This window comes from Acidobacteriota bacterium (assembly GCA_012517875.1).
Taxonomy (GTDB): Bacteria; Acidobacteriota; JAAYUB01; order JAAYUB01; family JAAYUB01; genus JAAYUB01.
Window position 1 is genome coordinate 12,185 of sequence record JAAYUB010000155.1, and the last position, 20,945, is coordinate 33,129.

At 62.2% G+C, this 20,945-nt stretch carries 16 protein-coding genes; 10 read left to right on the forward strand and 6 right to left on the reverse strand.

The features are described 5' to 3' along the window. Positions 1-200: 200 nt before the first annotated feature. The 10 genes from GX414_15295 to GX414_15340 all read left to right on the forward strand — a co-directional run bounded on the left by GX414_15295 (position 201) and on the right by GX414_15340 (position 12,974). Positions 201-1,253, forward strand: a complete 1,053-nt coding sequence (locus tag GX414_15295) for a Ni/Fe hydrogenase subunit beta (protein ID NLI48467.1) — start codon at positions 201-203, stop codon at positions 1,251-1,253. Beyond that, positions 1,250-2,074: an oxidoreductase gene (locus GX414_15300; GenBank protein ID NLI48468.1), complete on the forward strand. Its 825-nt coding sequence runs from the start codon at positions 1,250-1,252 to the stop codon at positions 2,072-2,074. The genes GX414_15295 and GX414_15300 overlap by 4 nt, the downstream gene beginning before the upstream one ends. After that, a complete protein-coding gene (locus GX414_15305; GenBank protein ID NLI48469.1) occupies positions 2,074-2,871 on the forward strand; it encodes an NADH:ubiquinone oxidoreductase in 798 nt (265 codons plus the stop codon). Before GX414_15300 ends, GX414_15305 begins: the two co-directional genes overlap by 1 nt. Beyond that, positions 2,868-4,172: a Ni/Fe hydrogenase subunit alpha gene (locus GX414_15310; GenBank protein ID NLI48470.1), complete on the forward strand. Its 1,305-nt coding sequence runs from the start codon at positions 2,868-2,870 to the stop codon at positions 4,170-4,172. Before GX414_15305 ends, GX414_15310 begins: the two co-directional genes overlap by 4 nt. Next, positions 4,169-4,624 carry a hydrogenase maturation protease gene (locus GX414_15315; protein ID NLI48471.1) on the forward strand — a complete coding sequence of 152 codons (456 nt, stop codon included), beginning with the start codon at positions 4,169-4,171 and terminating at the stop codon, positions 4,622-4,624. Before GX414_15310 ends, GX414_15315 begins: the two co-directional genes overlap by 4 nt. Positions 4,625-4,661: 37 nt before the next feature. Next, positions 4,662-5,066: a response regulator gene (locus GX414_15320; GenBank protein ID NLI48472.1), complete on the forward strand. Its 405-nt coding sequence runs from the start codon at positions 4,662-4,664 to the stop codon at positions 5,064-5,066. A 12-nt stretch (positions 5,067-5,078) separates the two neighbouring features. Then, complete coding sequence (locus tag GX414_15325) at positions 5,079-6,425, forward strand: HAMP domain-containing histidine kinase (protein NLI48473.1); 1,347 nt, start codon at positions 5,079-5,081, stop codon at positions 6,423-6,425. Positions 6,426-6,706: 281 nt separating this feature from the next. Next, positions 6,707-8,434, forward strand: a complete 1,728-nt coding sequence (locus tag GX414_15330) for a TonB-dependent receptor (GenBank protein NLI48474.1) — start codon at positions 6,707-6,709, stop codon at positions 8,432-8,434. Positions 8,435-8,694: 260 nt separating this feature from the next. Continuing rightward, positions 8,695-11,574 (forward strand): PAS domain-containing protein, encoded by a 2,880-nt coding sequence (locus GX414_15335; GenBank protein ID NLI48475.1) that lies wholly within the window; start codon positions 8,695-8,697, stop codon positions 11,572-11,574. After that, positions 11,571-12,974 carry a sigma-54-dependent Fis family transcriptional regulator gene (locus GX414_15340; GenBank protein ID NLI48476.1) on the forward strand — a complete coding sequence of 468 codons (1,404 nt, stop codon included), beginning with the start codon at positions 11,571-11,573 and terminating at the stop codon, positions 12,972-12,974. The genes GX414_15335 and GX414_15340 overlap by 4 nt, the downstream gene beginning before the upstream one ends. Positions 12,975-13,025: 51 nt before the next feature. Here GX414_15340 and rnk read toward each other — a convergent pair whose 3' ends face one another. The 6 genes from rnk to GX414_15370 all read right to left on the reverse strand — a co-directional run bounded on the left by rnk (position 13,026) and on the right by GX414_15370 (position 20,781). Next, on the reverse strand, positions 13,026-13,442 hold the full coding sequence (gene rnk, locus GX414_15345; protein ID NLI48477.1) for a nucleoside diphosphate kinase regulator: 417 nt from the start codon (positions 13,440-13,442) through the stop codon (positions 13,026-13,028). Positions 13,443-13,551: 109 nt separating this feature from the next. Next, the gene (gene amrA, locus GX414_15350; protein ID NLI48478.1) at positions 13,552-14,106 is read right to left on the reverse strand and encodes an AmmeMemoRadiSam system protein A; all 555 of its coding nucleotides are present in this window, start codon (positions 14,104-14,106) and stop codon (positions 13,552-13,554) included. Next, complete coding sequence (gene pgsA / locus GX414_15355) at positions 14,087-14,713, reverse strand: CDP-diacylglycerol--glycerol-3-phosphate 3-phosphatidyltransferase (GenBank protein ID NLI48479.1); 627 nt, start codon at positions 14,711-14,713, stop codon at positions 14,087-14,089. The genes amrA and pgsA overlap by 20 nt, the downstream gene beginning before the upstream one ends. Positions 14,714-15,053: 340 nt before the next feature. Beyond that, on the reverse strand, positions 15,054-15,593 hold the full coding sequence (locus tag GX414_15360; GenBank protein NLI48480.1) for a hypothetical protein: 540 nt from the start codon (positions 15,591-15,593) through the stop codon (positions 15,054-15,056). 10 nt (positions 15,594-15,603) lie between these two features. Beyond that, a complete protein-coding gene (locus GX414_15365) occupies positions 15,604-18,906 on the reverse strand; it encodes a PQQ-binding-like beta-propeller repeat protein (GenBank protein NLI48481.1) in 3,303 nt (1,100 codons plus the stop codon). A gap of 60 nt (positions 18,907-18,966) precedes the next feature. After that, positions 18,967-20,781, reverse strand: a complete 1,815-nt coding sequence (locus GX414_15370; protein NLI48482.1) for a S8 family serine peptidase — start codon at positions 20,779-20,781, stop codon at positions 18,967-18,969. Positions 20,782-20,945: the final 164 nt, after the last annotated feature.

Below are 20,945 nucleotides of genomic sequence, written 5' to 3' on the forward strand. Positions count from 1 at the left end.
ATCATGGATCACGCCCTCCCCGCCGATCAGGCGGGGAGGTTCTTTATTGTTGGGCTGGCTTCGGGGCAGACGGAAGATCACCTGAAACAGATATCATCTTGACTCAAAAAAGCCCCGATGATAATTGGAAAGAGTGGACATCTCACAACGCGCTCGGCGCAATCTGCGCTCATCTCGCCTGTGGCGAGACAGGAGGATCCATGCCACATCGGTTGATCGCGAAGAACGACTTCACCGATTTTCTGAAAAAGATGGCCCGGGATTTTCACCTGGTCGGGCCCGTCGAGAAGGAGCCGGGTCAGTTCACCTTCGTCCCGCTGGACGATTATTCCCTGCTGCGGATGGACTATGTCCACACCATCCTGCCGCCCAAGAAGTACTTTTTCCCTCAGCGCGAGACGCTCCTGCGGTTTGACCTGTCAGCAGGTCAGCCGACGGTGGTTCCGGTGGTGGCAAGGCAGCCGCTGGCACTGGTCGGTGTCCACCCGTGCGATCTCCACGGCATCCAGCGTTTGGACATGGTGTTTCAGGATGAAAATCCGGATCCGAATTACCTGGAAAAACGCAACGCTGCTCTGATCATCGGCGTCAACTGCATGCCGGACGACCAGTGCTTCTGCGCCAGCATGGGTACCATCCGTCCGCCCGACAACGGTTTTGACCTGTTTCTCACGGATATCGGCGAAGGGTATGCCGTGGAGATCGGGTCGCCCAAGGGGCAGACCGCCCTTGATGCCTACGCCCGCACCGTGCCGATCATGGACACCGCGGTGAAGGCAGCCAGCGAGTGGTACGACAAGAAAACCTCCAGCCAGAAGATCGCCGTCCGGACCGACGTGGGGCACCTCCCGCTGCTGTTCGGCGGCGAATACCATGATCGGATCTGGGAAGAACTGGGCCGGCGCTGTCTGTCCTGCGGCGCCTGCAACCTCGTTTGCCCCACCTGCTACTGCTTCGACGTGCAGGACCACGTTGACATCGCCAACCTCAGGCGGGGCGAGCGGGAACGGGTGTGGGACGGCTGCCAGCTCGAGGATTTTGCCCTGGTGGGCAGCGGTGAAAACTTCCGCAAACACCGCAGCGACCGAAACCGCCACCGCTTCTATCGCAAGTTTCTCTACCCCGTGATCCGCTACAAGAAGACGTTCTGCGTCGCCTGTGGACGGTGCGTCCGCAACTGCCTTGTGCACATCAGCGTCGTGGACACCGTCAACCATTTTGCGGAAATGAGCCCCCAAGGAGGAGCGCGATGAGCCAGTCGCCCTATCTGCCGCAATGGGCCACTATCAAGCGGATCCATCAGGAGACCGAGCTGGAGAAACTGTTTGAACTGGAACTGCCGGGCAAGGCGTCTCTGGGACACACGCCGGGCCAGTTCGTCGAAGTCGGCATCTACGGCGTGGGTGAAGCGCCCATCTCCGTCAGCTCGTCTCCCAATCGCAAGGAGAGCTTCGACCTGGTGGTTCGAAAGGTGGGCAACTTCACCAACCTACTGCACCAGCACACAGTCGGCGATAGGGTGACCATCCGCGGCCCTTACGGCAACGGCTTCAACCTGGACGCGTTTCGGGACCGCGACGTCCTGTTTGTGGCCGGCGGCATCGGTCTCGTGCCGCTCCGCTCGCTCATCCACGCCGTCCTGGAAGACCGCCCGGCCTTCGGGCGGGTCATCATCATGTTCGGCGCCAAGACCCCGGCCGACCTGCTGTTCAAGGACGAGCTGGCCGAGTGGACCAACCGCCGGAACATTGACTTCTACATCACGGTGGACCGCGCGCCGCAGGCCGGCTGGAGCGGGCATGTCGGAGTCATCACCACCCTCTTCCCCAAAATAGATTTCGACCCGAAACGAACCGCGGCGGCGGTTTGCGGCCCCCCGGTCATGTACAAGTACGTGCTCCTGGAGCTGCTGGCCCGGGGCGTCCCCCAGCAAAAGATTTTCCTGTCGCTCGAGCGACGGATGAAATGCGGGCTGGGCAAGTGCGGCCATTGCCAGATCAACAACGTGTACATCTGCCAGAAGGGTCCCGTCTTCTGCTATCAGGAAGTCACCCAACTCGAGGAGGCAATCTGATGGCCAAGCCGCGAGTCGCTTTTTTTGATTTCAGCTGCTGTGAGGGGTGCCAACTGACTGTCTCCAACTGCGAAGACGAGCTGCTGGATCTCGTGTCGCACATCGACATCGTCAACTTCCGCGAGATCATGACCGAGCGCTCGGACGACTACGATATCGCCTTCATCGAAGGGTCATGCACCCGCAAGGAGGAAGTGGCCCGCCTGCAGAAGATCCGTGATAACGCCCGGATCGTGGTGGCCCTCGGCGCCTGCGCCACCATCGGCGGCATCAACTGTCTGAAGAATGTTCACAACCTGGAAGAAGTCCGCCAAACAGTTTATGGAGACCAGTCCCGCTATTTCCCAACTTGGGAATTCCGCCCCATTGACCAGGTCGTCAAGGTGGATCACCACCTGCACGGCTGCCCCATCGACCGGGGAGAATTTCTCCGGATCGTCAAGGCCCTTCTGACCGGCCAGACCCCGACGCTGCCCAACTACCCCGTCTGCATGGAGTGCAAGCTGAAGGAAAACGTCTGCCTCTACACCCAGGGGAAAACCTGTCTCGGCCCCATCACCCGTGCCGGCTGTGGCGCCATCTGCCCCGAATTCGGCGACAGCTGTGTGGCCTGCCGCGGCATGGTGGACCAACCGAACATTCCCTACATGATCGAGGTGTTGCACGAACACGGCCTGACTTATGAAGAAGCCCGTCAGACGACGAGGATGTTCCTGGGTTACAAGACGTTCCAGGAGAAGATCCAGGACGCGGACATCCCGTCCCTGACCGAATCCTTGCCTGAGGGGAAATCATGAGCCGCAGCGCCAACGTCACCGTCAACGTCCACCACATCACCCGCGTGGAGGGCCACGGCAATATCCGGATCAACGTCAAGGACGGCCGCCTGGAGGAGTGCAAGCTCGAGATCGTCGAATCGCCGCGCTTCTTCGAGGCCATGCTTAAGGGACGGCCCTACTGTGAGGCGCACCACATCAGCTGCCGGATCTGCGGCATCTGCTCGGTAGGCCACACCTGCGCCTCGATCCAGGCCAGCGAGGCCGCCCTCCGGGTGACGCCCACCGAGCAGACCACACGGCTGCGGAAGATCTGCCTTCACGGCGAAACCCTGCAGTCCCATGTTCTCCACGCCTACTACTTGGCCGCCCCCGACTTCTTCGGCGTGGGCAGCGTGTTGCCCCTGGCGGTCTCTCACCTGCCGGTGGTGCAGCGGGCGCTCCGGCTCAAGAAGCTCGCCAACGACCTGTGCGCGGCGGTTGCCGGACGCCACGTCCACCCAGTGTCCATGGCGGTGGGCGGATTCACGAACGTGCCGGATCTCAACAGATTGAAAGAAGCGCAACAGCGCCTCATCGCCGCCCGTGAGGATTTACGGGAAACGGTGGAACTCTTCAAGTCCGTCCGGGACAAAATTCCTGCGTTCGACCGCCCCACGGAGTACATCTCCCTGACCCGGGACGACGAATACGCATTTCTCAACGGCGACATCCTCTCATCGGATGCCGGCCGGGTGCCGGTGGGCGAATATCTGAAGATGACCAACGAATTCATCGTGTCCCACTCGTCCGCCAAGCACACAAAAGCCAAACGCGACAGCTTCATGGTGGGCGCGCTGGCGCGGTTCAACAACAACCACGCCCGGTTGCGGCCTGAGGCAAAGCAGGCGGCAGCCGCCCTGGGCCTCCGGGCCCCCTGCCACAACTCTTACATGATCACGGTGGCTCAGGTCGTGGAGTGCGTGCACTGCCTCGAGGACGCGATCGAGCTCATCGACACAGTGCTGCGGCGGGGCGTTCGCCGCGAGCCCATCGCGGTGACGCCGCGGGCCGGCCGGGGCATCGGCGCCACCGAAGTGCCCCGGGGAGTGCTGTACCATGACTACACGTTCAACGCCCAGGGACTGATCGAAAAGGCCAACTGCGTGATCCCGACGGGTCAAAACCTGGCCAACATCGAACTGGATATGCGGACGCTGGTGCCGCAGGTTTTGGACAAAAGCCCCGAGGCGATCACTCAGCTCTCCGAGATGCTGGTACGCGCCTATGATCCGTGCATCTCCTGTTCCGCGCATTTCCTGAATGTGGAATTCGTGGAATGAGGATCCGGGTCATCGGCGTGGGCAATCTGCTGCTCGGCGATGAGGGTGTTGGCGTGCACGCAATCCGGACGTTGGAGCAGGTCGGAGTGCCGCCCCGGGTGGAACTGATCGACGGCGGCACGGCCGGGCTGGGGCTGATCGGATATCTGGAAGACGTCGACAAGGTGATCTTTATAGACGCGGCGGACATGGGGCAGTCACCCGGGACGTTTCGGCGGTTTCAATCCGATGAAGTTCGGATACTGAGCGCGGAGCGGGGACTCTCCTTGCACGAGATTGGTTTGTTCAACGTGCTCGGACTGGCCCGGCAGACGGGCATCTGGCCACCGGAACTTGTCATCTTCGGGGTGCAACCCGCCACATTGGGGCACACCGTGGAGCTCAGTGACGTCTGCGCCGCCGTCCTTCCGGCTCTGGTCGCGGCGATACAGGCGGAATTTGACTCTATCTGAACAAACGGAACAATCCGACCATACTTCGGAGGTTGCGTTGGCTAAAATTCTGATCATCGATGACGACTTCGACATCGTGGAAGCCATGAAGATGACCCTGGAAACCCGCGGGTACGAAGTCTTCACCGCCTTCGCCGGATCCGAGGGATTGAACCGGGTGAAGGAGGTCTCGCCCGACCTGATCATTCTCGACGTGATCATGGAAGACGACACCGCAGGCTTCAAGGTCTCATGGGCCTTGCGCAGCGCCGACCCCAAGTCGGAATACGCCGCCTATCAGCGCACTCCGCTGCTGATGATCACTTCAATCGCCGAGAAGAAGGGGATGAAATTCGACCCGAAGACGGACGGTGACTTCCTGCCCGTGGATGAATTCATCTCCAAGCCCGTGTCACCCAAACAACTGCTGGAGAAGGTGCAAACTCTGCTCCTCCGGCGATAGGACACAGCTCGAATGGATATCAAAGATCTTCCCCTGAAGAGTGAGCTGCCGGAGCGCATCCGCTGGTTCGTCCGACTGCGCTGGTTCGCCGCCACCGGGACTGTACTCCTGGGGTTGGCGGGACGCTGGCTGATCCCGGGACTCAACACGACGCCGCTGTTCTACATCGGCCTGGCCATCCTGCTCTACAACCTGGTTTTCCGCCAGCTGCGCCGGTGGCTGGACGCCCGCCTGAGCATCCACCTGCAGATCATCCTGGACTGGCTGGCCCTGACTGCGCTGTGCCACCTGACGGGGGGGGTGGACAGCCCGTTCATCCTGTTCTTCCTGCTGCACGTTGTGCTGTCATCCATCCTGGTGTCGCGACGAGAGTGCTTTCTACAAGGGCTCCTGGCCATTGTCATGGTCAACGGGATGACGCTCCTGGAGATGCTGGGCATTTGGCCGCTTCCCGACTTCCCGGCCATTCCCGTTCTGCCCCATTACGAAAATCCGTCGTATTTGCTGGTTTTCCTCTTCTCCTTCAACGCGATCATTCTTTTCATCATCTACCTTTCCACCTTCCTCGTCCAGCAACTGCGCCGGCGGGAGGCCAATCTACTGGAACTGCAGGACACCCTGCAACGCGCGTACACCGATGTCGTGAAAATGGATGAGGCCAAGACCCGGTTTTTGCGGGTCGTGAGCCACGAGATCCGCGCCCCCTTGGCAGCCAGTCAAAGCCTGCTCCAGGTGGTGCTGGAAGGATATGCAGGTGATGTCAGCGCTAAAGCCCGGGAGATGATCGGCCGGGCTGACCACCGGATGACGCAGCTCCTCGAATTCATCAACGAGTTGCTCGACCTGGCGCGCGGCAGCCAGCGGATGCCCGAAGAAGACAAAAACGATATTCTGGTCTACGAGTCGATCTCCCGGATCGTAAAAGAGATGGAAGCCAAGATGGCCGAGAAGGGGCTTCGCCTCAGCATCCAGATCGAGCATCCCAACGTGATCTTCCGCGGCGACCTGCAGGATCTGGAGCGCATTTTCCACAACTTGCTCGGAAACGCGATCAAGTACACCCCCGAGGGTGGTGAGATTGCCGTGATCGGCACGCTGCTGCCCGACAACTTCTTTCTCTTCAAGATCTGCGACACGGGCATCGGCATTCCGCCTGCAGAACTCCCGCGGGTGTTCGACGAATTTTTCCGTGCCACCAATGCAAAAAAGGAGCTCAAGACCGGCACCGGCCTCGGCTTGTCCATCGTCAAAAAGACGGTTGAGAAGTACGGCGGCCGCGTAGAAGTAACCAGTGATTTGGGTACAGGCTCCTGTTTCAGCGTTTACCTGCCGGTCATCGCTCTGGATCGGCTCACCTGAGCACCGCCACCGGCAGCCAGTCAGGCATCTGGCGATGTGCCCCCCGAACCGCATGCGGTGCGTTCCGTATAACCAGTTGTTCAGACTCCTCAAGACGATGGCCGACTATCGATGAAGGAGAGTAAACTAAACTGGACATCCAGGCATCTTAAACTGGGGATTGTGTGCACGCGGGATTGACTTGTCCGGAAAGGGATTGATATAATATTTGCAAGAGGTTGGGCAAAATGCCAGGCGCGTGGAAAAAACTCCCGAGCACGGTTGGCCTGATCCTGTTGCTCGTGTCTTGTCAGTTGGCGCCTCTGTGGGCGGCGCCGGGCGGATCCGTTTCGATTCTGGAAGGCATCGTCCGCAACGAATCCGGCACGCCGCTGGTGGGTGCCGTGATTTCCCTGTTCAAGGAAAACTGGACCGACAAGCCGCTGTTCACGGTCAAGTCCGGCCGTGACGGCGCCTTTTCCCTCAGCGATGTCAAACCGGGCCGGTACATCATCAGCATCGTCAAATCCGGATACGAGCCCACCTCCTACAGCATCCTCGCCCCCCTGCAGAACAACCCCCTGTTCGTCATCCTGAAAAACCTGTCGTCCGACGAGCAGAATACCGGCAATTGGGACGTGGCCACCGTCCTGCGCTCATCGAAGGACCGGGGCCTGATTTTCCGCGCCTCCCCCAACGCTCCGGAGCCGCCGCCCGGCCGGCGGCTGCTCACCGAGACGGACAAGAAATCGACCGGTCGCAGCGGCCAGGTTCAGTTCACCACCTCCCAGCCGCTCAATCCGCTGGGATATTCCGTGTGGCCCAATCCCATCGGCACCGGGTTTTCCACCCGCTTCGCCTACGTGGAGCCGCTGGGCGGCAACAACAGCTACGTCGTCACCGGTCTCCTCACCACCGGGACGGACAGCCAGTACCGCCTCAAGAACATCGTCAACTATCACGTGTCCGATAAGCACAAGCTTCAGCTGAACCTGAGCTACAACAAGGCGGGCGAAAAGGCCCGGGCCATCCATGATCTGGGCGGGGTCGACGCCAACGCGCTGGAAAACGACATTCTGAAAACCATTGAGCCCATCCAGAACATCAGCGTCGGCATCCAGGATTATTTCAAGATCGCCGAACCGCTGACACTGGTCTACGGCTTCGACATCGATTACTCCAAGAGCAACCGGAAAGCCGCCCACATCAGCCCGCGGTTCCAGGTCTTCTTCAATCCCGTTGAGGACCTGTCGTTCCGATTCCAACTCAACAGCGACCGGGTGTCCCACGATCAGACCATCACCCTGCCCGAGGGCGACCTGATCTCGCTTCACACGCCGCTCAACATCGCCAAAATCAACAACAGCGCGTTCACCAACCGGGTGGATCACATGGAAGCGGGGCTCAACTTCTTTCTCGGCGACAACACCAATCTGGAAGTCAGCTCCTTCCTTGACGAAGTCGCCGGTTCCGGCTACCCGTTCGTGGCCATCCTGAAGAGCCCGGGGACCGGCGTCACCCAGTTCCCGCTTGTCCCCTCCGATATGGCCGAATCGCAAGGTTTCCGGTTCAACCTCACCCATTCGTGGACCCAGTCGATCAGCACCTCGGTCCTCTACATCTACGGTTCCGGGGCCGAGCTGACGCCGGCCGGTTTGCAGAAACCCGCCATATCGGATCTGTCGACCCAGATCAACAACCGATATTTCAACGTGCTTGCGGCATCGATCAACGCGCGTTTCGAGAAAACCGGCACCGACCTCACCGCCATCTACCGCCGGGCCGATGGCAACCCGCTGGCGCCCATCGATGCCTATTCCGACTTCTACGACGTGACCGACAACTCCCTCAGTGTGTTTGTCCGCCAATCCATCCCCCTCTTCGAGACATCCATCGGCAAGTGGGAAGCGATCGTCGATATCCGCAACATCCTGAACCAGGGAGTTCAGGTGTACGAGACCACCTCCGGTGATCTGATCCTCGTCCGGGCACCCCGGACACTCCGCGGCGGCATCAGCTTCCGCTTCTGACGCAGCTCCATCCCACCGATTTCCCGACTCCCGGTTCAAGGAACATTTCCGGGAACAAATCTGTCCACATCAAGCCGATCCGACTTGTTCAATATATTGAACCCCTGTTCAAATTATTGTAAAATATGTTTCGGAATTTTGGATCAGCGGCTAGCATCCCGAATAACCTGATTGTTTTCAGTTTATTGGAATAGCCGTTACCAGCGCGTTCATGGCATGGGTCTTGCGGCAATTTTCACAGCAGCAGCGCAGAAGGAAGCATGAGCCATCCCACCCTGACCGACAAGCTGAAAGTATACGGGCTGTTGCTGGTGGGTTTGGGCTTTCTGACCGCCGGAATTTTTAACATACGCGACCGGATCAGCTGGAACGACCCGTCCGACGGCATCGCCTGGATCGAGCGCGATGAAGGCGTGGTGGTCCTCACGGTGACCGGCGAGCAGCCCCTGCCGGATGTCCAGCCCGGCGACACCCTGCTGCGCATCAACCAGCACGAAATCCTCAACATGGGCGACTACACCGACGTGCTGTTCCTGCTCAACCCCGGCGAGACGGCCCATTACTTCCTCAAAGACCGGTCCACCGGCGACGTCAAGGAGATCCGCCTGACGATCCAGCCGAAGCCGGTCCTGGCCATGAAGGACTTCTTCCGGATCATCGTTGCCTTCGTCTACCTCTGCGTGGGTGTCCTGATCCTGGTCAAGTACTGGCGCAGCCGCGGCAGCATCCACTTCTACCTGGTGTGCCTGTTCTCGTTCTCGCTGTATCTGTTCAGTTACATCAACCGGCTGCAGCCGTTTGACTATCTGGTGTACTGGATCTCGGTGGTCTCGACCCTGTTGCTGCCGCCCCTGTTCCTGCACTTCAGCATGAACTTCCCCACCCGCAAGAGCTGGCTGCGGACCCATTCCCCGGTGATCCTCTTCATCTATCTCCCGTTTGTGTTCCTGCTGGGCCTGCAGATTTTCTGGTTCGCCGGCCGGCTGGCGTGGATCGGCCTGCCCCGCACCCTGTCGGCCCGGATCACTCTGGACATCGTCCACCTGATCTATTTCAGCCTGTTTTTTCTCGGCGGTCTGACGCTGCTGTTCATCTCGCGCTACAGCTCCGAATCCACCGAGCTGCGTCAGCAGATGAAGTGGATTGTCATCGGCACCACGCTCTCGCTCGTCCCGTTCTTCTTCTTCTACGTCCTCCCCTTCCTGCTGAACCTCGACATCAACCCGCTGATGCAGGCGTCCATCCTGTGCCTCATCTTCCTGCCCATTTCGTTTGCATACGCCATCGTGAAGTACCGGCTGATGGACGTGGACATTCTGTTCAAGCGCGGCGCGGCCTATTTCATCGCCAGCGCCGCCGTCTTGGGCATCTACTTCCTGCTGATCGGTCTCAGTGGCGTGATCCTGCAGTTCTTCTTCCCCGAATCCAACACCTTCGCCATCGCCATCTCGGCGCTCGTGGTGGCCTTCTTGTTCGCGCCCATCCGCCGGCGGGTCCAGCAGGAGATCGACCGTTTCTTCTACAAGGACGAATACAAATACCGTCAGTCCCTCATCGAGTTCGGCCACACCATCAGCACCGAAAGCAGCATGGAGACCATCACCTCCGCGATCATCGAGCGCGTGAACAAGTCGCTGAAGGTGGAGACGGTCGCCATCTTCCTGCGCTACCCGCAGGAGCCCGAGCAATATGACCTGCTGGCCTACCGCGGCCTCCGGCGCCCCCTGCCGCCCCGCCAGCGGTTCACCATTCCCGATGCCTTCCTGATCACCGGGGTGAACGTTCCCACCCTGCCCTTCACCATCATCGAGGAGGAAACCCGCCCGGAGAATCTGGCGCTGCGGGACGAGTACGCCCGGCTGTCCCTGTTCTACTTCCAGCCCATGGCGCACCGCAACGAGACCATCGGCGTCATCGCCCTGGGCAAGGGGCCCCAGGAGACCTTCCTGTCCTCCGAAGACCTGGAGCTCCTGAGCATGATTGCCGGCTACGCCGCCATCGCCCTGGAAAACTCCCGGCTCTACTCCACCCTCCAGGCCAAGGCCCACGAGCTCGAGGCGCTCAAGGCATACAACGAGAACATCGTCGAGGGCATCAACGTCGGGGTCGTGGTCGTGAGCAACGACGGCATCATCACCACCTGGAACCAGGCGATGGTCCAGCTTTACTATCTGCCGGGCCGGCAGGCCATCGGCCGCCGGCTGGAGGAGGTGTTTGCGCCCGACCTGTCGGCCACCATCCGCAACGCCTTTCCCGCGGACTCCTACACCACCAGCGACACGGCCAACTTCTACAAGCTGTTCCTCGAGAACCGCCGCGGCGACAAGCGGTTTGTCAACCTGACCGTGAGCCCGTTCGTCCGGGAAACCGGCCAGGTGGCCGGGACGCTGCTGGTGTTCGACGACATCACCGCCCGCGTCCAGCTTGAGACCCAACTGCTCCAGGCGGAGAAGTTGTCGTCGCTGGGCCTCATCGCCGCCGGCGTAGCTCACGAGGTGAACACGCCGCTCACCGGCATCAGCAGCTTCACCCAGATGCTCATCGACGAGACCGGCCAGAACCACCCCCATCACACCATGCTCAAGAAAATCGAAAGCCAGTGTTTCCGGGCGTCCGAGATCGTCCAGAACCTGCTGAACTTTGCCCGGGTGCAGACCACCGAATTCGGCTCCGTCTCCCTCAACGAGCTGCTGCAGGAGTCGGTGGCCCTCCTGGAGCACCAGTTCACCAAGAAGACCATCGCCATCCGCATGGATCTGGCGCCGGACCTGCCGCCGGTGCGCGGTAATGAGGGCCAGCTCATGCAGGTGTTCGTCAACATCCTGCTCAACGCCCGGGATGCCGTCCCCCCGGGCGGACACATCGACATCCGGAGCCGCTTCGGCGACGGCTTCGCCGTGATCCAGTTCGAGGACAACGGCAAGGGGATCCCGCCGGAGATCCGCCAGAAAATCTACGATCCGTTCTTCACCACCAAGGAGGTGGGCCAAGGGACGGGACTCGGCCTGTCCGTGAGCTACGGCATCATCCAGGAGCACGCGGGCCGTATTTTCGTGGAGAGCGAACCGGGTCAGGGCACCCGGTTCACCATCAAGCTGCCCGCGGCGGAACCCGCCGCGAAGGAGGCGTCCAGCTCATGACGACCAAAGAGCGCCCGGGCCAGGAACGGATTTTACTCATCGACGATGAGGCCATTATGCACGACGTCCTGGGCACGCTCCTGCGCAAGGAGGGCTACATTCTGGACGGCGCCGTGAACGGGCGGGAGGGCCTGGAGAAATTCTCAGCCAACGCCTACGACCTGGTCCTGGTCGACCTGATGATGCCCGAACTGGACGGCATGCAGGTGCTCCATGAGGTCCGGCTGCTCGATCCCCAGGCGGTGGTCATCATGATCACCGCCTACGGCACCATCGAGAGCGCCGTCACCGCCACCCGCAACGGCGCCTACGGCTTCATCACCAAGCCATTCAAGAACGACGAGCTGCTCCTGGAAATCAAGAACGGCCTGCAGAAGCGGGCGCTGGTCCTGGAGAACCTCTACCTGCGCCAGAGCTTCCAGCGGCAGTATTCGTTCGAGTCCATCGTGGGCAAGGCCCCCCGAATGCAGGAAATCTTCAAGCTGATCCGCCAGGTGGCCCCCACCAAGAGCACGGTGCTCGTTGTGGGCGAGAGCGGTACCGGCAAGGAGCTCGTGGCCAAGGCCATCCACAATTATTCCCCCCGGTCCGACCAGCCGTTCATCCCCATCAACTGCGGCAACATCCCCACCGAGCTGCTGGAGAGCGAGTTGTTCGGCTTCAAGAAGGGCGCCTTCACCGGCGCCGTGGCCACCAAGAAGGGCCTCTTCGAGGTGGCCAACGGCGGCACCATCTTCCTCGACGAGATCGGCAACATCAGCATGGAGCTGCAGGCCAAGCTCCTGCGGGTGATCCAAGAAAAGGAGTTCCGCCGCCTGGGGGACGTGGAGAACATCCGGGTGGACGTGCGGCTGCTGGCCGCCTCGAACGAGGATGTGAAGAACCTGGTCCAGCAGGGGAAGTTCCGCGAGGACCTCTACTACCGGCTCAACGTGATCCGGATCGACCTGCCGCCGCTCCGCGAGCGCCGCGATGACATCCCGCTGCTGGTGGAGCATTTCATTGAGAAGATCTGCGACGACAACGGCCGCCCCCGCTGCACCATCGAGCAGGACGCCATGAACCTGCTCATCAACTACCGCTGGCCCGGCAACGTCCGCGAGCTGGAGAACGTCATCGAACGGGCCGTCGTGCTCAGCGGCGACGATCACTGCATCCACCGGGCCCAGTTCCCCATGGAGATGACCGCCGGCCAGGACCTGTTCCGCGTGGTGGAGGACGTCCCCGATACCGGTCTCGCCCTCAAGGAGGCGGTCGCGGACTTCGAGCGCCGGCTCATCGTCCAGGCGCTCCGGAAGACCAGCGGCAACCAGAAACGCGCCGCCCAGCTCCTGCAGCTCAACGCCACCACGCTGAACGAAAAACTCAAGCGCCTCGACATTGATCCGGCCCGGATCTGAGCCGGATCCGCCCCGTCACGGCAGCGGCGTGACCGGCCCGACCTCGCCGCATCACAGGTGGAAATCGCCTGCCGCCTCCGGCTGGTACAGGATCTGTTCGATGCGGATGCGGCGGGTGCCGCCCGGCACCGGCCATTCGATGACATCCCCGACGGCGTACCCGATGATGGCGGTGCCCACCGGTGCCAGGACGGAGATGGCGCCGGCGCCGATGTCCGCGTCCTTCGGGAAGACCAGCGTGTAGGTAATCGTCTCGTTTGAGTCCAGGTCGCGCAGGATCACCCGCGAGTTCATGGTCACGACGTCGGGCGGAATCCGCTCGGGCGGCACAATCTTGGCCCGCGCCAGCTCCTTGGCCAGGTTCCGCAGGTCCTGCCGGTTACGGTTGGTGACATCCGGGGTGGCGGGCAGGATTTTCTCCAGCCGCTCCCTGTCGTACTCGGTGATGAAGATTCTTCTCGGTTGCATGCTCACCTCTTGCTCCCGAACCTCCGATCCGCTGGCCGCCGCGTGCGGCCGGTGATGCGTCCGGCTGGCCGCCCGGGGCGGCTGGGCGCCGGCCGCGGCTGTCGACGGATTATGCCTCGGATTCGCCGAAGACGTCGGCGGTGAATGCCTGGATGCGCGCGCCCTTGCGCCATGCGTCGTCGGGCAGGCCCGCCTTACGGCAGGTGTGGCGCAGAAACTCCTCGCGGTCCCAGCCGTACTCGGTGGCCACCTGGGGCAGCAGCAGCCCGCGGCGGAAGCCGGTGGAGATCAGCAGGCCGTCGCGGCCCACGACGATCTCCGCCAGGTCGGCCACGTCGCGCATGGGCGAGAGCACCGAGATCTCGATGGTGATCGCCGCCAGTTCGTCGGGCGCCACGGGCGGGAAGCGCGGGTCGTGGCTCGCCGCCGAGACGGTGCAGTCAACGATGGTTTCCCACAGCGGCTTGATGGCCTCGACGTAGCCGATACAGCCGCGCAACTCCCCGCCCCGTTTCAGGGTGACGAAGGCGCCGCAGGGGAGTTCCAGCTCGGGGTGCGCCGGCCGGTAGGCGTCGCTCGCCTGTTGCCGCCGCACGTGGGCGTGCAAAGTCTTGCGCGCGAGGAACAGGCACTCCGTCCGGATGTCATTCGACAGAGGGTTCACTGCGGGCCTCCCGGATCACCCGGTTCTGCCGCCGCTGGAACAGCTTGCGCTTCAGGCGGATCCGCTTTTTGCGATGCGCGTCGATCTTGCGCCAGAACACGAAGAAATAATGCACCATGCTGCTGACCGCGATCACCAGCACCAGCCAGAGCGAGATCTTCCCCAGCAGCAGCCAGATCCCGCCGAACCGCGCCCCGGCCAGGATGAGGCAGACCGCCACCACCTGGAAGACCATCTTGGTCTTTCCCAGCGCCGACGCCCGGATGATCAGCCCTTCCGACGAGGCCAGGTTCCGCAACCCGGTGACGGCGAACTCGCGGCCGATGATGATCACCACCATCCAGGCCGGCACCAGATGAAGCTGGACCAGAATGATGAAGGCCGAGGTGACCAACAGCTTGTCGGCCAGGGGGTCCATCAGGATGCCCATGGTGGTGACCTGGCGCCGCCGGCGGGCGATGTAGCCGTCCAGGACGTCGGTCACCGACGCCGCGAGGAACAGCCCGATCCCCCAGATCTCCTTGTTGGGAAACTCGGTGAGGAGCACCGTCACCAGGAAGGGGATCGAGAAAATCCGCAGCAGCGTGAGATAATTGGCCAGATTCATCGCGCTCCACACGCCGGCCCGGTTCGCTGACGGCCCGGCGCCGACGGCTTGTTTCCACCATATCACACCGGCCGGGGCCCAGGCAAGCCGGCGCGCCCCATCCCGCGGCGCGGGCAGCGGACGGTCGGCGGAAGGGCCGGTCGACCGCCGCGGCCCGTTCGCCGCGCCGACCGGCGGGCGCGCGACGCGAAAAAAAACCCGGCAACCGCTTGCCGGGTCTCTCATCATGATGGCGGATATTGCGTTCCGCCGATCCCCACCTCACTCACCCATCAAACCGGAATATCCGCAACCGTCGGGCGGCCGTCCGCTGTGGGGACCGTCCCGGCGGCCGGTTCACTTACTCGGTGATGACGATCTGGGCGGCCGCGCCGCAGGCGTCGTCCGCGCCGTCCAGGTGCGCGGTGATCCGCCACTTGCCGTACAGCCCATTGCTGGTGATCAGGGTGCCGCCCACCGGGAAGGGAACGTCCACCCGGTAGAACCGCTGGTTCAGGTACGAGACCTCCTGGGGGATCACCACCTTCTTGGCCCGCGGGTAGCCGGGGAGGGTACGGGTCTGCAGGCCCTGCGCCTTGGCCGTGCCCGGCGAGGCCACCGGCACCGCCAGCTCCTGGTACAGGCTGCCGTTGGGCGTGTACACGCGGAGCGCCAGCCGGTGCTCGCCCGTGAACGTGGTCGGCAGCAACACCGACAGGGTCAGGTCCACCGTCCGACTGGCCGAGAACTTGCTGGCGTAAGCATTGGTGTTTTCCTCGGGCGAGCTGGCCAGCACGTAGGCGCACGGCTTGGCCGTGACCTTGTCGACTTCAACCGCGGCGCCGGAGGCGGGCAGGGCCAGGGCGCCGATGATCAGCAGGGTGGTTACGATGTTGCGCATGATCGCCTCCTTAGGGCAGCGGCACGCTCACGGCGTACATCACGCCGGTGTCGGTGCCCACGTACACCATTCGGTTCACGTAGTCGTAGGCCGGGCTCCCCACCACCGGCACCGGCGAGGCGCCGGGCGCCAGTTCCACCGAGGCGTGGGCGCCGGTGGTGATGTTGATCTGGTAGAGCCGCCCGTCGCTTGCGCCCACGTAGATGTAGGACGTGCCGAACAGGAACAGCGGCGTGGACGGCGACGGGATGTCGGTCACCGCCCAGCGCACCGTGTAGTTGGCGCCGCCGTCGTCGGTGATGCAGTAGACGTTGTTGCTGGTGCTGAAGAACAGCCGGTGGGGGGTGGCGGTGTAGGTGGGGAACAGGTACGCCTTCACCGGCGTACCCGTGCCCGTGTTGTAGCTCCACTGGGTGGACCCGTCGGCGGCGTCCAGGCAGTACACCACGCCGGCGTTGGTGCCCACGAACACCCGGCCGTTCCAGACCACGGGCACGCCGTCGATGTCGCCCAAGGGCTGAGACCAGACTTTGGCGAACGCCGAGCCGTTGAACGACAGGCACCAGACGGTGTGGCTGGAGCCGCCGCCCTTGGCCCGGCTGGCGAAGTAGACCCGGTTGGTGTCGTAGTCCACCAGGACGCCGCCGCTGATGATGCCCATGGCGTTTGAGCCGCCGCCGTTGTTGAAGCTGAAGAGCGTGGCCCCGGTGGCCGGGTTCAGCGCGTAGACCTTGTTTTCGCTCGTGGCGTTGCGCGTGGCGGCGAACACCAGGTCGTAGGCGCCGCCGTACGCGGTGAACATCGCCGACGGCGCCGCCTGGACCACCTCGCCCAGCGAGGCGCTCGTCCAGAGCGGCGCGCCGGTCTCGGCGTCAGCGGCGTAGACATAGCCGTCCTGGGAGCCCACGAAGGCCACCTCGTCGGCACCGGAGACCAGCGCCGTGGGCACCACCGCCGGCCGGTCCTGGGCCGGACCGTTCATGGCCATGGGCTCCCACGTGTAGCCGCCCGCGCGCGGCCAGTCGCCGCCGGCAGCCGACGGGTTGGTGGCGTGGAGGTTCCGGTCGTTGGACACGGCGTAGACGCCGCCGGCCCCGATGGCGCCCGGGTTGACGCCCGGCGGCGCCAGCGCCGTGGCGCCGGTGCTGTACGCCCACTTCACGGCGCCGCTCGTGTCGAACGGCCGCGCCGCCACCGTCTTGCCGCTGGAGTAGGCGCTGCCGTTGTAGACGAACGCCGCATAGTAGTAAGTCGTGCCGTTGGTCAGGCTGAGGTGCTCCAGCGAGTCGTACTCGCCGGCCGTCCCCGCCTGGTCCGCCAGCAGCGTGCCGTCCGTGGGGCTGGTGGGATACGTGTCGGTCCGATAGCGAATCCGGGTGGTGGTGTAGCTCCCCGCCGGGTTCACCCACTCCAGCTTGTTGCTTTCATTCGTCGCCGTCGCTGTCAAGTAAACTACATCCGCCGGTGTGCCAGTGCAGGCACCTAGCTGGGCAACGTGGGTGATGCTGATGTCATCCACATACCAGCCCTCAGAAACCGTATTGCCGTTTGTTGAGAAATTAAATCGGATAATAATCGTAAGTCCGTTGTAGCTACTCAAACTGACCGAATAACTATTCCATGTTAGATTGTTCCCAGTAAAACAACCAACTCCGGTCGCGTAGCCGCATGCATCCGCCGAATTACGAAACGTGCTAGGGTATCCTGGTGTCGGCGTCAATTGCGTCCAACTACTGCCGCCGTTGGTGCTGATTTCAACGACCCCACCGTCATAACGGCTTTGGATATTGAAGGCTGTCCAGAAGCTCAGGGTGGAAGATTGTCCCGCAGTTAGCGTCAAACTAGGCGTCCGGACGTTGGCGCACAGATTGTTTGAATAGCCCGAGAAATAACTGTAGGTGCCTGAATGTCTCCGGGTGCTGGAGATACTCCACAAGCCATTCATTGTTAACGTCGGATCCCCAGATTCAGCCCCGGCGCTCCATGTGGTATCTACAATTGGGCCCGTGGACATTCCGGATTGTTCGACGGTGTTGGATTCAGACACACCATTACTTTCGTCGGTCGCCCGGACAACGTAATAATAGGTAGTCGCCGGCAGCAAGCCATCCGTGTCCTGATAAGTGGTCCCGGTGATACCCACCGCAATCCGGTTAGACAGGCTCGGGGTGAATCCCGTCGAAGTGCTTCGATATATTGAGTAGGTCACAGGTCCACTGCATTGCGCGATCGCTGCATCCCAACTCAACTCCAGTGTGCAGCCGGTTCCGCCTGGCGCCGAGACTGAACCCAAGCCATTGAACATTGGTGGTAAATTACATGCGCCTTGTACTGTGGCTGACGCTTCAACTGAATAACCGGAATCGCAGGCGCTGCTGCCGCTGCCGTACGAGGTGACGACGTAATAGTAGGTGAACCCGCCGGAAAGGTTGTTGTCGCTGTAATCGGTCGTGGGTGCGCTGACTGTAGATAGTAAGGAGTAAGGCCCACCCGACGTGGTGGAGCGATACACTTTGTATTGAACGGCACCGGTCACTGAGTTCCAGTCCAGGTAGATGCTGTTGTTGTTGGCCAATGCACTAAATCCGGATGGGGCACTGAGCGCCAAACAGGAAACGCCGCTCATCACCAAGGCATACGGCTGGGTGTTGGTGCCGCTGGTGCCGTTGCCCGGCACATTGGTGCCGCGGACGGTGATGCTCCATTCGCCCGATGCCGGCGACGACACGTAAACCTGCTCCACGTTGTTGATACTGTCCTGGGTGCCGCCGGTCCAGTCCTTGCGGTTCGGATAGTAGCGGGTGCCGCCAGGTGCGTAGACCTCGAGGTCCATGTTGTTGATCAGACGGGTGCCGGATGCCGCTGCGGCCCATGGGTCGGTCCAGACAAGGGTGACGATCAGCGGATCGTTGGCGTTGGCGAGGTAAAAAGTGTAAGTGTGGGTCTGTCCCGTCTGGAGTCCGGGCGTCACATCGTACACGGCCAGTTTGCGGCTGGCATCATCCCCCCAGCCGGAACCCGGGAACAAAGAATGTTCCAGGTCCACCCGGCCGAAGCCCTCGGCGTTGTTGGGGAGATCGCGGCCGGTGTCCCAGTCCGGCGGCAGCTCCCGGGTGGTCCCGGTGCCGTACTGGCCGGGATTCATGTCCCAGGCTCCGTTGATCAGGGTGGCCTTGACCAGGGCTGATGAGGGATTGAACCCGTCAACTGGCACGGCGCTGGAGTTGGTTGTGGAACTGTTGTTGGGGTGCCAGCCGTCGACGTAGTATTGGCGGACCAGCGTGGATGCTCCGGCGGTCAGCGGATTGGACATCGATGTCCCACCCATGTTCACGTAGTACGGCCGCTGAGCGGTCGGCACGTTACAGATGCCCTATTGTTCGTAGGCCTGGTTCAAGTCGGTCCGGGTCGAGATAATGGCTATGCCCGGTGCCGTGATGTCCGGCTTGATGCGTCCATCGTCGCAGGGCCCGCGCGAGGAAAACGCGCCCATCCCATTGGCGTTGTTGGCCATCGGATCCGAATAGATCGGCTCGCGGCCGAAATTCGTGCCGTTGAACCAGCCCCACGCCACCTGGGTGAAAGCAGTCCCGGTGCAATCGTTCTCGGGGTACTCGTAGACAAAATCAGGCCGGTAATTTTCCGATGCGCCGACGGTGATGCAGTTCTTCGCCGTGCCCGGAGATCCGATTGAATCCGTGTCGATCACGCCGCTGGTTCCACCAGTGTCCCGGCCCGAGTTGCCGGCCGAAAAAGTGATCACCATGTCCTTATTGTTCCAGGCAAACCTGTCCAGATTTGATGAATCGGTTGAATACTGGCCGGCGAGCGCGGCGCCCCACGAATTGGAATGCACGCGGGCGCCGTCCGCATAGGGCGGACTGAACAGATTGTTGAGGTCTGCGGGAATCCCGCCAAGTCCACCACTGCTGTCCATAACCGACTGGAACACGAATTGCGCCTTGGGCGCAGTGCCGGCGAAACAGGTGGACGGGAACGTGTTCGTGTTCGGCGTGGAGCCGGACCGGAAGCCATTGCCCACGATGGAGCCGGAGGTGTGGGTGCCGTGTCCGCCGCCGGTGGTCTGGTTGTCATCCCACGTTGTCCGTCCCAAGGCGTAGCCTTTGATCACCCGCATGGGATTGGTGCTGGAGCCCTGTTGTCCGTAATCCTGATGCAAGGTGGCCAAATTGCCGGTGGATAGACCCGTGTCTGAAGCCGACGCGATCTGCCCCTCGCCGCGGATGCCCCGGGCCCAAACGTCCTCCACATCCATGATCGGGCCGGCGGTGGCGCCGCGGCCGGTGGTGGTATTGGCCGACGTGCGGGCGATGTTGTTGTGCAGTTCATGGGGCACAAACCGCTCCACCCAAAAGCAGCCGGGCACGGCGGCCAGGGCGCGCGCCTGCTGGGCTTCACCGGCAAACCGGACCAGCCAGAAGTCGCCGTTGTGGTCGTAATCCGTGATGTCCAGGTTCACCCGGCTCAACACGTCAAACAGGTCTTCAAAATCCGGATATAGCAGCGGATCGAAGTGAGCAGTGAATTCCAGCTCTTTCAGCGGATCGGCTTCGATCACCCAATCGAGCTTCGGATAAATCCGGAAGGCCGGCTGGTACAGACCCATCCAGAACACCTCGGGACGCTGCTCCAGGGCCTTCCAGCCGGCGGTGTCCAGGCGCACCAGGTAAGCCAGTCGGGGCAGGTAGCCCAGGATGGCGATGCCGGACTGTTCCAGATGCTGCCGGAGGGCTGTCTGGCCGTCGGGCGAGTCGGCCTGGACGATGAAGTAGTCCCACGTGCCGGCGGTGAACGGCCGCTTGACCAGACTTGGCTGGAAGCTGCCAAGATCAGGGTAGGCAAACGACTTGCGGCCCGCCCGGTCCTTGCTCACCAGGCGGTCGGTGGCGAACTGGAATGCCGCCAGGTCGATGACATGGTCGCCGGCCGCCTGAAGCTGGTCGGCCGGCAGGTAGCGCTCAGCGAACGGGTGATAGGTCTTCCAGTCGGAGGCGATGAAGACCAGCGACTCGCCGGTGGCCGGGTCCACGACCGCGGGAGGAATGACTTTGCGGCCCCCGCCCAGGTTATCCGCGGCCAGCACCGGCAGACAGAAAAGCCCCGTCAGCAAGGCCAGCATGACCATCGCGCCCAGGATCCGTCCTGTCTTGAAAATATGATCGTTCATGTCTCCTCCTGACATCCGAAACCCGACCCCCGATCGATATATATTTCAAATCCTATTACTGACTCAATGCCCTTCGTGCGGGTTGCCCTGGCACGGGCCGCCGCCGGCGGGCACCCGGCCGCACGAGGCGGTGAAGGCCAGCGGCCGGAACGGCTCCAGCCAGC

Excerpts from the sequence above, each read along its gene's own strand:
- GX414_15325 (NLI48473.1), top strand. The coding sequence starts at position 5,079 with ATGGATATCAAAGATCTTCCCCTGAAGAGTGAGCTGCCGGAGCGCATC.
- rnk (NLI48477.1), bottom strand. The coding sequence starts at position 13,442 with ATGCAACCGAGAAGAATCTTCATCACCGAGTACGACAGGGAGCGGCTG.
- GX414_15340 (NLI48476.1), top strand. The coding sequence starts at position 11,571 with ATGACGACCAAAGAGCGCCCGGGCCAGGAACGGATTTTACTCATCGAC.
- GX414_15360 (NLI48480.1), bottom strand. The coding sequence starts at position 15,593 with ATGCGCAACATCGTAACCACCCTGCTGATCATCGGCGCCCTGGCCCTG.
- GX414_15310 (NLI48470.1), top strand. The coding sequence starts at position 2,868 with ATGAGCCGCAGCGCCAACGTCACCGTCAACGTCCACCACATCACCCGC.
- GX414_15315 (NLI48471.1), top strand. The coding sequence starts at position 4,169 with ATGAGGATCCGGGTCATCGGCGTGGGCAATCTGCTGCTCGGCGATGAG.
- GX414_15335 (NLI48475.1), top strand. The coding sequence starts at position 8,695 with ATGAGCCATCCCACCCTGACCGACAAGCTGAAAGTATACGGGCTGTTG.
- GX414_15295 (NLI48467.1), top strand. The coding sequence starts at position 201 with ATGCCACATCGGTTGATCGCGAAGAACGACTTCACCGATTTTCTGAAA.
- GX414_15370 (NLI48482.1), bottom strand. The coding sequence starts at position 20,781 with ATGAACGATCATATTTTCAAGACAGGACGGATCCTGGGCGCGATGGTC.
- pgsA (NLI48479.1), bottom strand. The coding sequence starts at position 14,713 with ATGAATCTGGCCAATTATCTCACGCTGCTGCGGATTTTCTCGATCCCC.
- GX414_15300 (NLI48468.1), top strand. The coding sequence starts at position 1,250 with ATGAGCCAGTCGCCCTATCTGCCGCAATGGGCCACTATCAAGCGGATC.
- GX414_15305 (NLI48469.1), top strand. The coding sequence starts at position 2,074 with ATGGCCAAGCCGCGAGTCGCTTTTTTTGATTTCAGCTGCTGTGAGGGG.
- GX414_15365 (NLI48481.1), bottom strand. The coding sequence starts at position 18,906 with ATGTCCAATCCGCTGACCGCCGGAGCATCCACGCTGGTCCGCCAATAC.